Raw genomic sequence first — 17567 nt, forward strand, 5'->3', positions numbered from 1 at the left:
CAGCTGAATCTGGGAAAAATATACAGCAAAGCAGGGCGCGCAGATTGCGGGAATGATTTTCAAACACGCTCTGGACGCGGAATAAAAAAATGCTGCAAAATCATTTTTGCAATGATTTTGCAGCATTTTCTATGACTGGGAAAAACTTTTGCGGTATGCCGCCGGGCTGTAGCTCAGAGTTTTTTTGAAAACAGAGCAGAAGTAATTGCTGGAAGAAAAGCCCAGCTGGTAAGCAATATCTGTAATGGAATCATCTGTAGTCTTCAGAAGCATCTGTGCCCGATCCATTTTCTGGAGGGTAATGTATTCCGCAGGGGTAATTCCCAGTTCCTCTTTAAATTTGGCTTTAAAACGGGAAAGAGAATAGTTGGATGCCTGGGCAAGCTCCTGAAGTGTAATGGGGTTTTCAATATTCTGTTCAATGTATTTCAGCGCATGTCCGATGTCACTGTTCAGCTGTTCATTGATCTCTTCCTGGGCTGGAACTGCAGTCAGGTAGTTCAGACTGGCAAGTACACAGGTCAGATACTGGACACCGGCAATGGAGTCGCCTTCTGTTCCGTAAGAAATCAGGTTAAAAGCAGTGCGCAGCATGGAAATCTGGGAACTGCCTACATGGTACAGGTGCTGATCCATATTCAGAAGCCGATGGCACAAAATATTGCTGTAATGCTGGTTCAGACCAAGGAAATTATCGTGCTCCTTCAGATCCAGCTGCATTGCAAAAAATTCGCAGCGGTTCTGGGCAATATGTCCTGTAGTATGAAGCTCATAAGGTCTGGTGATAAAAAGGTTATTTCCGGTAGCACAGTAGCTGGTGCGGACGCCGCCTTTCATAACGTAAGTCTTGCGCTGGCCTTTCACCATGAAATGAAGCTCGATGATATCAGAGTGATAATGCAGAGGAACCGGAACGCCAGGTGCCATAGGTGTAAAATGAGAAAGATTTCTAAGCCCCGGGATCTTATGTTTATCTGCTGTTAATATTTTTTTATGTTCGTTCCATATGTAATCGTCAAATATTTCCTGTTCCATTCAAGTCGCCTCTTCTTATGTCCGTGAATTATTGTGTTGCAGTCTGTTTTACTACTGTTCACTGGTAACGTTCCGCGAAGTGTGTTACTGTGAACGAAGTGAACCGTAACTCTGTTTTGTTTACCGCACTATGTTTTGCTGGTTTGTATTCTTTTTCGTACAAAGTTATAAAATAGTACTAAATATTTTGCTGAAAGCAATTTTAAATTATTTATATTATAATATAGTCACAGTTGAAAAGCAATTGCGCGGTTGCAGTGGATAGTAAATGTTGTTGTTCATTCCGTTCATAAAAACACATCGCGGAACGTTACCGGTGAACAGTAACAAGTAAACATCAAGAGGGAGAAGAGCATGAAAAAAACAATTGCAGGCGGCGTATGGCCGGTTATGATCACACCTTTTACAGAGGACAACAGGATCGACTATGATGCAGTCCTTCGAATCATTGAGTGGTATGACAAGAACGGTGTTGACGGAATCTTCGCAGTATGTCAGTCCAGTGAAATGTTTGAGCTGAGCCCACAGGAGAGAGTGGAGCTTGCAAAATTTATTATCAATAATACACCAAAGCACATGGGAGTAATTGCTTCCGGACATTGCGCTGAGAAGGTAGAGGATCAGATCCGCGAAGCTCAGACTGTAATCGATGCCGGTGTAGATGCATATGTTTTCATTTCCAATCAGTTTGCAAAAGAGAACGAGAGCGAAGATGTAGCTAAGAAAAATATTGAATATCTTCTGGATCACATTGATGGAGATATGTTCGGTGTTTATGAGTGCCCGGCACCATACAAGAGACTTCTTTCACCAGAGCTTCTCAAATGGTGTGCAGAGACTGAGAAATTTGCATTCCTGAAAGACACCTGCTGTGATCTTGATCAGCTGGAAGCAAAATGCAAAGCAGTTGAGGGCACCGGATTAAAGATCTTCAATGCAAATGCAGCAACACTTCTTCGCAGCATGGAAATGGGATGTGCAGGATACTCAGGAGTTATGGCAAACTTCCATCCGGATCTTTATGTATGGCTTTGCAAGAACTATAAAGAGCAGCCGGAGAAAGCACAGGAGCTTATGAACTTCCTTGGCGCTGCTTCCATGGTTGAGTGCCAGGTATATCCGGTAAACAGCAAATACCATATGAATCTGGTAGGTGTGCCGATGACACTTCAGTCAAGAAGACAGGATTATAAGCTTCTTACAGGAAGCAAGAAATTAGAGATCGAAGAGTTCTGTGCGATCACAGAGACCTTCCGCAAGAGCTTTTTTGGAAAGTAATCAGAGATAACTGCCGGAACGGTGGGGACCGTGAGGCCGGCTGAAAGGTATTTCTTAAGATTTGTAATTGGGGTTACAAATATACGTGAAAAAAGGGAAACAAAAACACATAGTGTGTAAAAATCAGGAGGATGAGAGAATGAAAAAAAGATTAATGGCAGCAGTATTATCAACAGCTATGGCAGCAACAATGCTGTTAACAGGAAGCATCAGTGTACAGGCAGCAGATGCTGCAGCAGCAAATGACCCGGCAGTAGAGCTGATCTTTACATCAGTATCTGTAAGCGGTGACTCCCATACAGAGGCTATGTATGAGTTTGCAGATAAAGTTGAGGAATTATCCGGTGGTTCCGTAACATGTAAATGCTACGACAACGGTTCTCTGTTCTCTTCCGAGAACGAGTTTGATGCTCTTCTTAACGGAGATGCAGATCTGGCATATATTTCCTTCCCGACAATTGCAACACAGATTCCGTCCTACAGCATGTTTGCTTCCGGATATCTGTTCAGCTCCTATGAGCATATGACAAGCGTTCTCAACGGTGACATCGGACTTAACAAGATCCGTCCACAGATTGAAGAGACACTGAACATCAAACCTCTTTCCAGCTTCTATCTTGGAAGCCGTGTAATCAACACAAGAGAGAAAGAAATCAACAGCTACGATGACATGAACGGATTACTTCTCCGTATGCCGAACTCCGAAGCATGGCTGTTCCTTGGTGAGGCACTTGGTGCAAACCCGACACCACTTTCCTTCAGTGAGCTGTATACTGCACTTCAGACTGGCGCTGTAGATGCACAGGATAACCCGCTTCCAAGTATCGAGAGTGCAAAATTCTATGAAGTAACAAAATACATTGCAATCACAAACCACGTTGTTGACTCCATCATGCCATGTATCAACGGTGACACATGGAACAGCATGACAGAGGCTCAGCAGGAAGCTGTTACTGAGGCTATGGAATATGCAAGAGATGTAAACGATACAGCAAGACTTGACAGAGAAGCTGAGCTGATCAAATTCTTTGAGGAGCAGGGACTTACTGTTACATATCCTGACATCAACGAGTTTAAAGAAAAAGTTCAGGCTAAGTACATGGAAAACGAAGATATGATCAAAGACTGGGATATGGATCTTTACAACGAAATCCAGGCTATGGCTGATACAACAACCGCAGAAGAGTAAACTGAATTGTCGTGACAACAGGCAAGACATAGTGATCAGCTATGAATTGACAGCAAAACTTGAGACATCTGTCTGACTTATAACAAAGAAAAGTCCCAGGCTGTGTGTACGGCCTGGGCTTTTTAACAAAGAACAGATTTTTTGCCTGTCTGCACAGGTGAAACCTTTTGCAGTAGTGTCTGCAAAAGGGAACAAACCGATGGCAGAAAAGTGAATCTGAGAGGAGAGGAAACTGTGGATAATTTCAAAAAGATCGGGAAAAAGATCGTCGATTTCCTTGGCGTTTTTATCCCAAACATTACGTTTTTGGTAATTTTCCTTACCTTTATGGTAACGATTGTATCCAGATATTTTTTCAAAACCCCTGTAACATGGAGTTATGAGGTATCTGTTCTGGGTTACATGTGGACTATGTTCTTCGGCGTTGGTAAGGCAATGGAGGCTGATGAACACGTAGTATTTGGTCTGGTTTACGATGCTGTAAAACCTCGTACCCAGTTTATTTTTAAAGTAGTTTACAATACATTTCTTTTAATCCTGCTGGTAACCTGTTTTGTACCGTGTTTCCAGTCCATGGTTGGAAAGAAAATGGTGACAGGAGTTCTGAAGCTTCCATATACAGTTGTTTTTGCACCATTTATGTATATGCTGGCTGAGATCATTGTCAGAACCTGTATCAATATCAGAAATGCATTTAAAGAATACAAGGAAGGAGGAAAAGAATCATGAGTATGCCGATTATTATGCTGTTTGTGGTTATGGCGATCTGCTTCATAATCCGTATGCCTGTTTCTTTCTCCATGCTTGCAGCTTCTATTACATATTTTCTGCTTGCAGCTCCGGACAAACTGGGCCAGGTATTTACCGTTATTACTGGTAACATGTTTGCAAACTATACCATGCTTGCAGCGCCGCTGTTTATTTTCATGGCAAATGTGCTGAATGAAGGTGAGGTAACAGACAAACTGTTCTCTTTCTGTAATGGTCTTCTTGGAAGATTAAAAGGTGGTACAGCACAGGTTAACGTATTTATTTCCCTTATTTTCTCCGGTATGACCGGTTCTGCTATCGCAGATGCTTCCGGTATTGGTCTGATGGAGATCGACCAGATGAAAAAAGAGGGATATGATGCAGAGTTCAGCTGTGCCATTACAGCCGCTTCTGCAACGGTAGGACCGATTTTCCCGCCAAGTATTCCAATGGTTATTTACGCTATGTTATCCGGTGCTTCCATTGGTAAGCTGTTTATGGGAGGTATGGTTCCTGGCGTTTTACTTGCCATTCTTCTTATGATCTATGTTGCGTTTATTTCTCATAAGAGAAATTATCCGGCAGGTGTGGTCATGAGCAAGAGAGAGTTTCTGAAAGCTACATTGCAGGCTCTTCCGGCACTGTTTACAGTTGTTATTCTTCTTGGTGGAATTTATTCCGGTATCTGTACTCCTACAGAGGCTGGTGCTGTTGCTTCTGCATACGCACTGATCATTTCTGCCCTGATTTACAAAACACTGGGATGGAAAAAGCTTTGGGGTATCATCAAGAAATCCGCTGCCAACACAGCTACACTGGCTCTCCTTTGCGGAACCTCCATGCTGTTCTCTTATATCATCTCTCTGGAGCAGGTTCCGAGAGTTGTTGCAAGCCTGGTTATGGGAATCACAGATAATAAGTACATTTTCCTGTTTATCGTAAACATCGTATTCCTGCTTCTTGGCTGTGTACTTGATGTAAGTACTATCCAGCTGGTATTCGTACCAATGGTTCTTCCGCTGGTACAGGCTATGGGTATTGACCTTGTTCATTTCGGCGTTGTGATCTGCCTAAACATGATGATCGGTCTTTCCACACCGCCATTTGGTATGCTTCTGTTTATTGTTGCGGGACTTGGAAAAACGAAGATCAAGGGTGTCATACGGGAGATTTTGCCGATGGTGCTTATTATGATCGGGCTGTTGTTCCTGGTTACTTATGTACCGGATATTATTATGTTTATACCTAACAACTTCATGTAAAATATGAACTTGGGTAGTATGAAAGGGACTGTTTTGCAGTCCCTTTTGTTGTATCGGGAGGCACGGTTACCCGGACGCACTTTCGCAGCTGATATTCCACGCGGGGCGGTGCAACACTGCGGCGAGCTAACTGCTAACTACGACTAAATCGTTCAGGAGAGCCTTCACGATTAAGTCTTCGTAAGCAGTGGATCTCGCCTCCGTTAAGGGCGCACCTGGAAATGCCCCGCTTAGGAATATCAGCTACGAAAACGCTGTGTATTGGTAACGAATGGATACAATAAAAGCGACGGTGCTGGTGATGATGGAATAGGGAATTTAGAACAATAATGTAATGTGGGACTATAAGAGGAGGACATAAGGATGGGCACATTGGATAAGGTAAAGGGATTGGTTGAGAATCCGCCGAAGGAGTATCGGAGTGCTCCTTTCTGGGGGTGGAATGACAGGCTTCAGAAGGAGAATCTGGGAGAGCAGATAGAGGGATTTAAGAAGGCGGGGATGGGGGGATTTTTTATTCATTCCCGTGAAGGGCTGGAGACGGAGTATCTTTCCACAGAGTGGATGGAGGATGTGAAGTTTTGTGTGGATAAAGCCCGGGAAAATGATCTGGAGCTGTGGATATATGATGAGGATAAATGGCCGTCGGGGGCTGCAGGAGGTAAGGTCAGCAGGGTAAATCCAGCGGAGTTTACAGCCAGGGCACTGACGATGGAGTGCGGGAAAGCCGGGGAGCTGGCGGTACCGGCGAAGCTAAGTACCGAGGAAGAAAGGATAGTTACCGGGGACTCGGATTCGTTAATGTGTGGCGGGAATCGAAGCGTGGACGAAAATTCCATGTCTGGCAGGAACGGCAGTGAAGATTTAGCAGTGGAAGAAACTATGGAGACAGAGTTTCTTCAGGGTGTTTATGTGATTCAGACGACGGCGGACGGCAGATTTATTAAGAGGATGAAAGAATATCTGACTTATGAGGAAGCTGCTGAAGCTTGCGGTGTTGATGAAGAGATTCTGCTTCTGCGTCAGGAGATTTCTGGTAAGAGCGAGTGGTACAACGGCTTGATGCCGCCGGATAATTTGAATCCGGAGAGCGTGAAGACATTTTTGAAGTTGACACATGAACATTATGAGGAAGTGTTTGGCGGAAGTTTTCCAAAAGAGGTGAAAGGATTTTTCACAGATGAACCAAACTGCTGTGATTTCTTCAGTGTGTTCCATGAAGGCAGACCGTGGATTCCGTGGAGTATTGGATTTACAGAGTATTTTATTGAAAAAAGAGGGTATGATCCGCAGGAGAAGCTGCCTTACCTGTTTTTCGATGGGGAAGGGGCGGAGAAGATTCGTCATGATTATTGGAAGACGGTGGCACAGCGTTTCGAAGAAAGTTATATGAAACAGGTTTATGAGTGGTGTGATAAACGGGGACTTCGTACTACGGGACATATTTTATATGAGAACGACCTGGGGTATCAGACTCGTGTGTGCGGTGCGGCGATGCCTCAGCTTCGTTATCTGCATAATCCTGGAATTGATCTTCTTGGCGCACAGACGGATGAGTATCTGACTGTGAAACAGTGTGCAAGCGTGGCACATCAGTATGAACGTTCCATGACCATCAGTGAGGCTTACGGCTGCACTGGCTGGGAGCTGGATTTTTCTACTCAGAAATGGCTGGGAGACTGGCAGTTCGCGCTTGGAATTACGAGACGTTGTCAGCATCTTGCCCTGTATTCCATTACTGGCTGCAGGAAGAGGGACTATCCGCCGGTTTTCAACTATCAGAATACCTGGTGGGATGACAATGATAAGATGGAGAATTATTTTGGTCGTCTGGCGCTGTGTCTTTCTCAGGGTGAGCCGGTGCGGAAGGTGCTGATGATCCATCCGATTTCCAGCATCTGGACCGAGTGCCGCAGTGACCGGGCGGAGGATTTCAATCATCTGGAAATGAATATGGGATGGCTGGATGAGCATATTACTTCTTTAAATCGAAAAGGTGAGTATTATAACCGGATCGCAAAAGCGCTGACTGCAGGGCATGTGGATTTTGATTTTGGAGATGAGATCCTGTTGGAGCAGGACGGCAAGGTTGAGGATGGAATGTTTGTGGCAGGAAAGTGCAGCTATCAGGTGGTTGTGGTTCCGGGAGTGAGCAATCTGTTTGCAAACACGGTGAAGCTGCTGAAGGAATTTCTTGCAGCTGGTGGAATGGTGATCTGGCTGAAGCCGTATCCGGTGATGATTGAAGGAGAACGGATTGGTAGTAAGCAGATCTGCGTTGCTAAGAGATGGGATAAAAAAATAGACAGTGAAGATGTAAATGAAGAGAAATCTGACCGCAGGAAAGTGTGTGGAAAATATGGTGATATCCGGGATGTTTTAGATGAGGAAGCATTTGTTCATACGGTTGAGCATGAATGGGAGCTGACGGAAGCTGTGGCGAAATGCACCGGAAAAGATTTTACTGTGCGAAATGCCAGCGGCGCAGAGGATGGTGAGATTCTTTCCATGCTGAGAAAGACAGAAGATGGACATATTCTTTTCCTGACAAATCACGATCGGAACAGTGCACATCAGGTTTACATAAAACTTGACTGCGGGAACGCTGTGGAAGAGCTTGACCCGCTGACCGGAGAAGTTTGTGAGGTGGAAACTGTTGCGGATGGAGAGGGCGTTTGCTTTACCAGGACATTCGAGACGGGGATGAGCCGAATTTATTTTGTGAAGAAAATAATAGGGGCTGGACAGATTATTAAAGAGATAAATAGTGTTGAAGACAAATGTGGAATTGAGGAAGATACTACCGTTGTGGACTTGGCCGCTGTTTCTGATGGCGTAAATGCGGTGCATGAAATGACAGTGAGCAAAGCTGCCACATTCCCATACAGACATCCGCATTACACAGATCCCGTATTAGCTACATTCGGTCCGGACGCGAAATTAAGAAGAACTATGGAGAATGTGCTGACGATAGATAAATGTACTTATGAGCTGGGGGTTGCTTCAGCAAATAAAATTTGTGACGGAAATGCTATGGTGGAAGATAAAGATCTTGACGCAATTGTAGAGCAGGTATCAGAATTCAGACATGGCAGCGGACTGTCAGAAGCAGGAAGCGTCTGTGAGTCCGCAGAGATGGAAATCTGGCAGGCGCAGAAGGAAATTCGTGAGAAATTGCGCATGCAGCAGGTTTACTATAACGGTGCACCTCAGCGATATACCTGGGTGGATCAGCCACATCCGGCAGATGGAACACCATTTACCATGCATTTCCGGTTTAATGTTGCAGAAGACATTTCCAGTGAATGCAGTTTTGTAATTGAGAAGCCTTATGGTCTGGAAGTTTACTTCGATGGCGTGAAATGTGCGCAGACCGGCAAATGGTTTATTGACAAAGACATGCGTTGCTTCGGACTTCCTGCTTTGAGTAAGGGGGTGCATCGGATTACCATAAAAGGCAGTTACGACCAAAAGCGGGAACTAGAAGATGTATTCGTAATTGGAAATTTCGCCGTAGATATGTCTGGCAATATTTCCAGGGAAAAAGAAATTCTGCATACTGGTGATTGGAGCATGCAAGGTTATGTAAACTATCCTGGCGGTATGATTTACCAGTACAAGGTGCCACAGTTGATTTCCGATAAGCAGGTTCTTCTTCATTTGGGAGAGTGGAGAGGTACCCTTCTGAAAGTCAGAGTAAATGGTAAGGAAGCTGGTTTTCATTTCGAAAAGAAGAACTGTGTCACAGATGTAACTGGTCTTTTCGAAAAAGAAGAGAATACTCTGGAAATTGAAGTTTCAGGAAGTCCAAGAAACATGTTCGGCCCATTCCACCAGTCTTACACCGGCTGCAGCCGGATCAGCTGGGCTGATTTCCGCACCGAGGGAATGTTCCATACGGATGGGAAGGTGCTGAAGCCTTATGGTATGATGGGGCAGAGTTATATTTGTGAGTATGAAGAGCAGTAAAAAATAACAGGAGGATTTATCATGATTGCAGATTACGCAGACAAACTGAATACATATGAGGAATTTAAAGATTACGCTGACATGGTTCAGCAGTTTATCAAAAAACAGAAAGAGGAGAACCTTCCAGAAGGCAGATACGACCTAAAAAACGGCATTTTTGCCTTGGTTCAGAAATATACCACGAAGTCCCTGGATGGTGCACAGATGGAATCCCATAAGAAATACTGCGACCTTCAGTACATTGTAGAAGGCACTGAGAAAATTTACTGGGCATCTCTTCGCAAGCTTACCGTAGAGGATGACCGCACCCCGGAAGCTGACATTATTTTCTATAAAAGTGGTCCGGAGCAGGGATACACTCTTCTGGAGGCTGGAATGTTCGGCTTCTACGCTCCTGAAGACGGTCATATGCCCTGCATCGCCGTAACAGAAGCCCAGCCCGCAACGAAAATTGTGTTTAAGATTCCGGTGAAAGGCTGAAATACTGTGGATTCAGATTGACAAGCTCTTAATAAAGCGTATACTATAGCGTGTTAGAGCCTGCTTGAAAAAACATTCCCGCAAATTGTGACGCACATCTTGCAGAAAGCCTTTATCAAACACGCTCTAGTAAGACACATAGTAGGAGGAAAGAGCTATGAAAAACAACAATAGTATCAAAACCGTAGTTGCTATCGGTATCGGTGCAGCACTGTTCTTTGTGCTGGGACGCTTTGTGGCGATCCCTAGTCCGGTTCCGAACACAAACATCAGTCTTCAGTACGCAGTACTTGGACTTCTTGCAGCAATGTATGGCCCGGTTGCAGGCGGACTCATTGGTTTCATCGGACATACACTGATCGACCTGTCCTGGGGTGGAAGCCCATGGTGGAGCTGGGTTATCACATCTGCATTTGTAGGTGTTGTGATCGGTCTGTTCGCAAAGAAGCTTCAGGTTCAGGAAGGCGATTTCGGAAAAAGCAAAGTTGCCGTTTTCACAGTTGCAAACGTGATCGCACATGTTGTAGGATGGGTAGTTGTTGCACCTGTACTTGACATTGTAATCTATGCTGAACCGGCAAACAAAGTATTTGCACAGGGTGCATTCGCCGCTGTTTCAAACACCATCACAGGTGTTGTAGTCGGCGGTCTTCTGATCCTGGCTTATACAAAAACAATTGCAAAGAAAGGCTCCCTGGATCAGGAATAAGTTGAAAGGGAAATTTGTAAAAGACCTTGCTATGGGGAAACTTGTGGCAGGGTCTTTTTTGATGCATAATTTTATTGGATCCAAAAAGTAAATTTCGCAAGATTTATGCAAAATAAGATAAACTTTGGTAAGAAATTTTATTGTGGATTTAAGAAATTCGTGTTATCCTTTTGAGATGGTGTAAGGTGTACACTTATAGAGATGCAAATTGTTAAGTGGTTCTGAAGCAGTCACATTGTTTACAAATTGACGATGGATTCGCTTCAGGATATTTGATTTTGAGGTACTATATGACAGAGAAAAAATCTCCTATTATTTCTTTCAAAAACTTTTCTTTCCAGTACCGGGCACAGAAAAAGCCTACGCTGAAGGAAATTAATCTGGATATTTATCCTGGCGAGCGGGTGTTGATCGCAGGTCCTTCCGGCTGTGGAAAAAGTACTCTGGCAGGCTGCATCAATGGCCTGAATCCTTTTTCCAATCCAGGAGAATGCAGCGGGGAACTTATTGTGGATGGTGTGGATGCGCCGAAGAGCAGCATTTTTCAGCTCTCTGCACATGTGGGCACAGTGCTGCAGGATCCGGATGGTCAGTTTATCGGGCTGACGGTTGGCGAGGATATTGCCTTTGCATTGGAAAACAGCTGCATGCCGCAGGATGAAATGCATGAGATCACCCGTCACGCGGCAGAGCTGGTCGGAATTCAGGATCATCTGGATTACGCGCCCCACGAGCTTTCCGGAGGGCAGAAGCAGCGCGTCAGCCTGGCGGGGGTAATGGTGGATCAGGTGAAAATCCTGTTGTTCGACGAGCCATTGGCCAATCTGGATCCGGCTACAGGTAAGCAGACTATTGAGCTGATCGACGAGATTCAGGAAAAAACAGATACTACGGTGGTGATCATTGAGCACCGTCTGGAGGATGTTTTGTGGCGAGATGTGGACCGTATTGTTCTTATGGCCGATGGAAAAATTCTGGCAGATCTTCACCCGGATGAGCTTTTGTCCACCAGACTTCTGGAAGAAAACGGAATCCGAGAGCCTCTTTATCTTACTGCACTGCGTTATGCAGGTGTGGAACTTGCTCCTGCGAAGAAACCGGCACATGTTGATTCTGTTGTGATAGATAAGGCAGACCGGAAGAAAATGACAGACTGGTTCTGGTCCCGCCCGGCAGCAGAGGCTGAGAAAGAACATGAGCCGCTGCTTGAAGTTAGAAATCTTACCTTTGGTTATGAGAGAGGCAGTCAGACCTTACGTGATGTTTCTCTTACAATCCACAAGGGTGAAATGGTCAGTATTGTGGGGAAAAACGGTGCTGGGAAATCTACTTTTTCCAAACTGGTCTGCGGCTTTGAGACACCAGATTCCGGTGAAATCCTTTTCCAGGGAAGGGATCTTCTGCAGGAAAATATCCGCCACAGAGCCAAACATATCGGCTATGTGATGCAGAATCCCAATCAGATGATTTCCAAGACTATGATTTTCGATGAGGTGGCACTGAGCCTTCGCAATATGGGAAAAAGCGAGGAAGAGATTCGGGAAAAAGTGGAGGAAACTTTGAAAGTCTGCGGACTTTTCCCATTTCGGAACTGGCCGGTATCGGCGCTTAGCTTCGGGCAGAAGAAGCGTGTGACTATTGCCAGTGTGCTGGTGCAGGATCCGGAACTGATCATTCTGGATGAGCCAACTGCGGGACAGGATTTTCACCATTATACAGAGATTATGGAGTTCCTTCGCGGGCTGAATGAAAAAGGGGTAACAGTTGTGATGATTACTCATGATATGCATTTGATGCTGGAATATACGCCCCGGGCACTGGTTTTTGCAGACGGCAGGCTGATCGCGGACAGAAGCGCGGCAGCAGTTCTTTGTGATCCACAGCTGATCCGTCAGGCGGCACTGAAGGAGACAAGCCTTTTTACCCTGGCGAACCAGCTGGGAATCAGTCCGGCGGAAGAGTTTGTGCAGCGTTTTATTGAGGAGGATAGGGAGGTGCGAAGCCATGGCCGCTAAGACAGTGTTGAATTATCTGCCAAGGGAAAGTGTGATACATAAGCTGACAGGTACCACCAAACTGGCGTTTTTCCTGCTTTTTACTTTTGCAAGTATGATCACTTATAATACGTGGGTACTGCTTGGGCTGTTTGCGGTGAGCCTGGCGGCGTTTAAGCTGAGTAAGATTAAGTTCCGCGAAGTGCGGTTTATGATGATTTTTATGCTGGTATTTCTGGTGTTGAATAATTTGTTTATTTTTCTGTTTGACCCAAATCAGGGAACCACATTGTACGGAACCAGACATGTGCTTTGCCACCTGTTCTGGCGGTATGATCTGACCGCAGAGCAGCTGTTTTATATGGTGAATATTTCTATGAAATATTTTGTCGCGCTGCCGGTTGCGATTTTATTTATTTCTGCAACGAACCCAAGTGAGTTTGCTGCAAGCCTGAATAGTATTGGAATTTCCTATAAAGTGGGTTATTCTGTGGCAATAGCCCTTCGTTACATTCCAGACATTCAGCGTGATTACCACAGCATCAGTCAGGCCCAGCAGGCCAGAGGCGTGGAGCTTGGAAAAAATGAGCGCTTTTTTGCCCGGTTGAAGAATTCGGTGAATATTCTCCTGCCGCTGATCCTTACCAGTCTGAACAGGATTGATACGATTTCCAATGCTATGGAGCTGCGTGGATTCGGAAAAGATAAAAAGAGGACCTGGTACATGAAGAGACCTTTTGAGAAAAGGGATTTCGTGGCAATTGGAGTTGGCGTGGTACTGCTGGTAGTCAGCATGACGGTGACGATACGGTGGGGGAGATTTTATAATCCGTTTGTGTGAGGGAATTGAATAATATGAAAGATATGAGATGGCTGTGCGAGGAGGCTCGCATGGCTATTTCTTTTAAAGTAAATTAAGGAGTGTACATATTATATTTGGTTATTTGTGGGGGGAGACAGATATAAAAAGAAGCATGACTGTCAAGAAGGAGATTGGATGCAATCTTTAAACGCACTATTAGTAAAACATTGGAAAAGGCATTCTATGGTCAATCATATGAAGTGAAAATTTTATGGTCTCTTCTTGTATTCTGAATTTGTGCGTGTTACTATGAACTTGTAGATATCTTTTGATCTGTGAAGCGTTTCCTGCGTAAGGAGGAAAAATGAGCAGAAAGCCACAGAACAAAAGAAAAAGAGACACTGCTTACCATCCGGAGCTGCATACAAGAGATGTGAACAGCCGGGAGATTTTCAAAAACGATACACTTGCCAGCCAGTTTTTGAGAAATTATACGAATATTCCATTGTTTGCGAATGTTCAGTCTGAAGATATCAAGGATGTATCCAGCAAATCAACTCTATTTACAGCAATGCGCCGGAAGCGATAAAAGAAATTTACAAGAAGATTTTATGGACTTTACTAATAAAGATGAATGTGCCCGTGGACGAGGCAAGAGAGATGATGGGCGAGATTGGAGGTCGTGGAATGGGGTATCTGTTTGAAAAAAGAGCAAATGTAACCGAAAACTAAATTTAAGTAAGGGAAACAAATCACGATGAAAGGTATTAATACGTAAAATGTTATAAACTTAAGTGAAATTTATAAAAACAAACCTCCGGTTCTCAGGGACACTCTGAGAGCCGGAGATTTTATCTTCAATTCACAAAGGAGAAAACCATCATGAATTTATCCAATATTTTCGAATCCACCGATTTTGTCCACGCAAGTGGCACGAAGGAGGAACTGCAGGTTGCAGAGTTTCTGAAAGCGCAGTGTGAGGAACTGGGAGTACCTGCTCATCTGGAGGCTTTTCGGGTTGCTATGGGAGAGATTGAATCTGCGCATTTGTTTGCAGATGGGAAGGAAATCACCTGTAAGGCGTTTAACTGCTGTGGCAGCGGCAGCGTAGAGGGAGAGCTTTATTATATGCCGGGAACGGATCCTGTTTCCATAGCAGGTGCAAAAGATAAAATTGTACTGATGGACACTCAGGGAGTTGGATTTTTTGTTTACCAGGATCTGATAAAAGCAGGAGCAAAGGGAATTATTTTCCAGTACGGAAATATGTATTATCCAAATACAGATATTGACCAGCGCGATCTGCGCGAAGCCGTTGTAGGGGAAGAACGGAAAGTTCTTTGCGCCATGATCCATTCCAGCCAGGCAGTAGAACTGGTGAAAAATAAGGTGAAGAACATTCGTCTGGAGGTTTCCCAGAAAGAGTACGACGGAGAGTCCCACAATGTAATTGCAGAGCTTCCTGGCAGACGGGACGAGTTTATTGTGCTTAGTGCCCATTACGATTCCACTTCTTTATCCCACGGCGCTTATGACAACATGAGTGGCTGCGCAGGTTTGCTTGGAATTATGGAACAGCTGAAGGGAAAAGAACTGAACTATAGTCTTCGTTTCGTATTCTGCGGAAGTGAGGAGAGAGGGCTTCTGGGCTCTAAAGCATATGTGAAGGAGCATAAAGAGGAACTGGACAAAATAGTGCTGAACATTAATCTGGATATGATTGGAACTTATATGGGTAAATTTATCTCCTGTGTTTCCGCAGAGGACAAGCTGGCACATTATATATCTTATATGGCAGCAGAAATCGGTTTTCCAATTGAGGCAAAGACCGGAGTGTATTCCAGTGATTCTACACCTTTTGCAGACAGCGGAATTCCAGCACTCTCTTTTGCCAGAATTGCCAGCTCCAATGTGGCACCAATTCATTGCCGCTATGATGTGAAGGAGGTTATGTCCATGGAGCAGCTACAGGGGGATATTGATTTTCTGGTGAAGTTTACAGAACGTTTTGCAAATGCAGCAGTGTGTCCGGTTGCAAGGGAGATTCCGGAGAAAATCAAGAAAGAACTGGATGAGTATCTTGCAAGAAAAAGAAAAGAGCAGTAGGGGAGGCATCCTATGAGTTACATAACCACATACACAAGAAACCATTTCAATCCGGTTCATCCGGAGGCGGAGAAGATCGATATTCAGGATATTGCACATGCGTTGTCGCTGACCTGTAGGGGAAATGGACATGTAAGTTCTTTCTGGTCTGTTGGGGAGCATTGTATTTGCTGTGCGAAGGAGGCTCTTGGGCGAGGGTATTCCAATCGTCAGGCGCTGGCTTGTCTTTTGCATGATGCCAGCGAGTGCTATATGTCAGATGTGCCCCGTCCGCTGAAGCAGGAGATGCCCAGATACCGTGAGGTGGAAGAGCAGCTGCTTCAGGTGATTTATAAGAAATTTCTGGGAAGCAGTCTGACTGATGAAGAAGCGCAGCGTCTGAAAGAAATTGATGATGATCTTCTCTGGTATGATTTAGAGGTTCTTCTGGAAGAGAAACAACCGGGGGATGCACCGAAGCTGCACTTTGAGCTGGATTATACAGTGCGGCCGTTTGTTGAAGTAGAGCAGGAATATCTGGAAATGTTTCAAAAACTGAGCGAATCATAAAAGACAGATTTTTACCCGGAGAATGCGGCATTTATTATGCAGAAATATGAGGATGGCAGATTCAGAAACAGACCTCAGACAGATTCTATGGGAGGAACAACACATGAACCAGGAGATAAGAATAGCGGTTTGTGATGACCTTGCGGAAGACAGGGAGAATATCACCCGGCTGCTTTCGGAATACACAGACAAAAATAACCTATATGTGAAAATAGAAGAATTTTCTTCCGGGGAGGCATTTTTATCCTCAGATACATCCGTTTATTCACTGGTTTTTATGGATATTTTTATGAGTGGGATGAACGGTATGGAGACGGCGAAGAAGCTGATTTCAAGAAACAGCCGGGTGCAGATTGTGTTCGGGAGCACCAGTACGGAGTTTGCAGCAGAGGCCTTTGATATTGAGGCGCTTCATTACATGGTGAAGCCAGTGAGAAAAGAGAAGCTGTTTCACATTCTGGATCGCTTTTTTGACAGTGTCTACTCCCTGCGGACTGTGAACGTGAAAGTGGGACGGCTGGAGGAGAGCATTTACATTTCCGATATTCTGTATGCAGAAGCAGATGGAAAACGAGCGAAAATTCACACGAAAAAGGGCGTGATAGATGCTTCCATGTCTATGGCAGATCTGGAAAAGGTTCTGCCAGCCAATGAGTTTTGCCGCCCGATCCGGTGGGCGCTGGTTTCCATGAGGGAAATCGTGGCTATGCCTACGGATATTCTGAAGCTGTCGGATAAGACAGAAATCCCCATCAGTCGTCTTAAGCGAAAGGAAATCCAGGATGCTTTTGCAAATTATAGCTGGCGAAGTACGAGACGGCGCATGCGGGGCGGAATCCTGTAAAAGAATTTACAGACTACGTTATAATTATAAAAGGAAAAAACTTTATAGCGTGTTTGAAAAAAGGTTTTCTGTAAAATATACGTTATAATCTGCAGGCGAAACTTGAAACGAAATATTGAGAGAACGTTTCGGACATGTTATGATTTGGAAAATATGAAAAACCTTTAGAAAACATTTTTTTGAAAGCGGAGGACATCATACTATGGGAAAAATTATTAATTTATCAGCAGTACTGGAAAAAGAAGAGAAATTACAGCAGGTTGTAGATTACATGGAGGAACTGAAAGACCAGTTTTCAGATTTGATCCAGGAGTATGAGGATGATGGCGCAGATGTAAGGAAAGTCGATACACTGACTGAGGCTCTGGACGCGCTGGAAGATGCATATGAGATGGTCTGTGAAGTTGCTGAGGAAGAGGAGTGATAATTTATTTAAAATAAGGTACATTCAGCTAAAAACACGAAACAACACAACGTGTTAATTAGTACTGGGTGTACTTTTCTTGTATATTGTGGAGATTTTGTAGTGTATAGAAATCGTACAAGCGTCGCTACGCGACGGCTCTAATGTTACTGTGAACTTTGTTCACAAAAAACACC

The 17567-nt window shown here is 44.4% G+C and carries 15 protein-coding genes; 14 read left to right on the forward strand and 1 reads right to left on the reverse strand.

Features of this window, described 5'->3' with window-relative positions:
- Nucleotides 1-129: 129 nt before the first annotated feature.
- Nucleotides 130-1035 (reverse strand): AraC family transcriptional regulator, encoded by a 906-nt coding sequence (locus DW904_RS02335; RefSeq protein WP_118577895.1) that lies wholly within the window; start codon nucleotides 1033-1035, stop codon nucleotides 130-132.
- 354 nt (nucleotides 1036-1389) lie between these two features.
- Between DW904_RS02335 and DW904_RS02340 the strand changes: the two genes are divergently transcribed.
- From DW904_RS02340 to DW904_RS02405, 14 genes are all read left to right on the forward strand, one after another.
- Nucleotides 1390-2313, forward strand: a complete 924-nt coding sequence (locus DW904_RS02340) for a dihydrodipicolinate synthase family protein (RefSeq protein ID WP_118577896.1) — start codon at nucleotides 1390-1392, stop codon at nucleotides 2311-2313.
- A gap of 139 nt (nucleotides 2314-2452) precedes the next feature.
- On the forward strand, nucleotides 2453-3502 hold the full coding sequence (locus tag DW904_RS02345) for a sialic acid TRAP transporter substrate-binding protein SiaP (protein WP_118577897.1): 1050 nt from the start codon (nucleotides 2453-2455) through the stop codon (nucleotides 3500-3502).
- A 234-nt stretch (nucleotides 3503-3736) separates the two neighbouring features.
- The gene (locus tag DW904_RS02350; protein ID WP_118577898.1) at nucleotides 3737-4231 is read left to right on the forward strand and encodes a TRAP transporter small permease; all 495 of its coding nucleotides are present in this window, start codon (nucleotides 3737-3739) and stop codon (nucleotides 4229-4231) included.
- A complete protein-coding gene (locus DW904_RS02355; protein WP_118577899.1) occupies nucleotides 4228-5514 on the forward strand; it encodes a TRAP transporter large permease in 1287 nt (428 codons plus the stop codon). Before DW904_RS02350 ends, DW904_RS02355 begins: the two co-directional genes overlap by 4 nt.
- Before the next feature lie 363 nt (nucleotides 5515-5877).
- Nucleotides 5878-9483 (forward strand): glycosyl hydrolase, encoded by a 3606-nt coding sequence (locus DW904_RS02360; protein ID WP_243110266.1) that lies wholly within the window; start codon nucleotides 5878-5880, stop codon nucleotides 9481-9483.
- 21 nt (nucleotides 9484-9504) lie between these two features.
- Nucleotides 9505-9963 (forward strand): YhcH/YjgK/YiaL family protein, encoded by a 459-nt coding sequence (locus DW904_RS02365; RefSeq protein ID WP_118577900.1) that lies wholly within the window; start codon nucleotides 9505-9507, stop codon nucleotides 9961-9963.
- Nucleotides 9964-10120: 157 nt separating this feature from the next.
- A complete protein-coding gene (locus tag DW904_RS02370) occupies nucleotides 10121-10672 on the forward strand; it encodes an ECF-type riboflavin transporter substrate-binding protein (RefSeq protein WP_118577901.1) in 552 nt (183 codons plus the stop codon).
- A 290-nt stretch (nucleotides 10673-10962) separates the two neighbouring features.
- Nucleotides 10963-12687 carry an ABC transporter ATP-binding protein gene (locus DW904_RS02375; RefSeq protein ID WP_118577902.1) on the forward strand — a complete coding sequence of 575 codons (1725 nt, stop codon included), beginning with the start codon at nucleotides 10963-10965 and terminating at the stop codon, nucleotides 12685-12687.
- Nucleotides 12677-13507 carry an energy-coupling factor transporter transmembrane component T gene (locus tag DW904_RS02380; protein ID WP_118577903.1) on the forward strand — a complete coding sequence of 277 codons (831 nt, stop codon included), beginning with the start codon at nucleotides 12677-12679 and terminating at the stop codon, nucleotides 13505-13507. The genes DW904_RS02375 and DW904_RS02380 overlap by 11 nt, the downstream gene beginning before the upstream one ends.
- A gap of 325 nt (nucleotides 13508-13832) precedes the next feature.
- The gene (locus DW904_RS02385) at nucleotides 13833-14057 is read left to right on the forward strand and encodes a hypothetical protein (protein ID WP_118577904.1); all 225 of its coding nucleotides are present in this window, start codon (nucleotides 13833-13835) and stop codon (nucleotides 14055-14057) included.
- A 293-nt stretch (nucleotides 14058-14350) separates the two neighbouring features.
- On the forward strand, nucleotides 14351-15574 hold the full coding sequence (locus DW904_RS02390; RefSeq protein WP_118577905.1) for a M28 family metallopeptidase: 1224 nt from the start codon (nucleotides 14351-14353) through the stop codon (nucleotides 15572-15574).
- A 12-nt stretch (nucleotides 15575-15586) separates the two neighbouring features.
- Nucleotides 15587-16123 carry a hypothetical protein gene (locus tag DW904_RS02395; protein ID WP_118577906.1) on the forward strand — a complete coding sequence of 179 codons (537 nt, stop codon included), beginning with the start codon at nucleotides 15587-15589 and terminating at the stop codon, nucleotides 16121-16123.
- Nucleotides 16124-16226: 103 nt separating this feature from the next.
- Nucleotides 16227-16967: a LytTR family DNA-binding domain-containing protein gene (locus DW904_RS02400; protein ID WP_187565354.1), complete on the forward strand. Its 741-nt coding sequence runs from the start codon at nucleotides 16227-16229 to the stop codon at nucleotides 16965-16967.
- A 202-nt stretch (nucleotides 16968-17169) separates the two neighbouring features.
- Nucleotides 17170-17391, forward strand: a complete 222-nt coding sequence (locus tag DW904_RS02405) for a hypothetical protein (RefSeq protein WP_118577908.1) — start codon at nucleotides 17170-17172, stop codon at nucleotides 17389-17391.
- Nucleotides 17392-17567 lie beyond the last annotated feature (176 nt).

It is taken from the genome of Ruminococcus sp. AM42-11 (assembly GCF_003480145.1).
GTDB classification, from domain to species: Bacteria; Bacillota; Clostridia; order Lachnospirales; family Lachnospiraceae; genus Blautia_A; species Blautia_A faecis.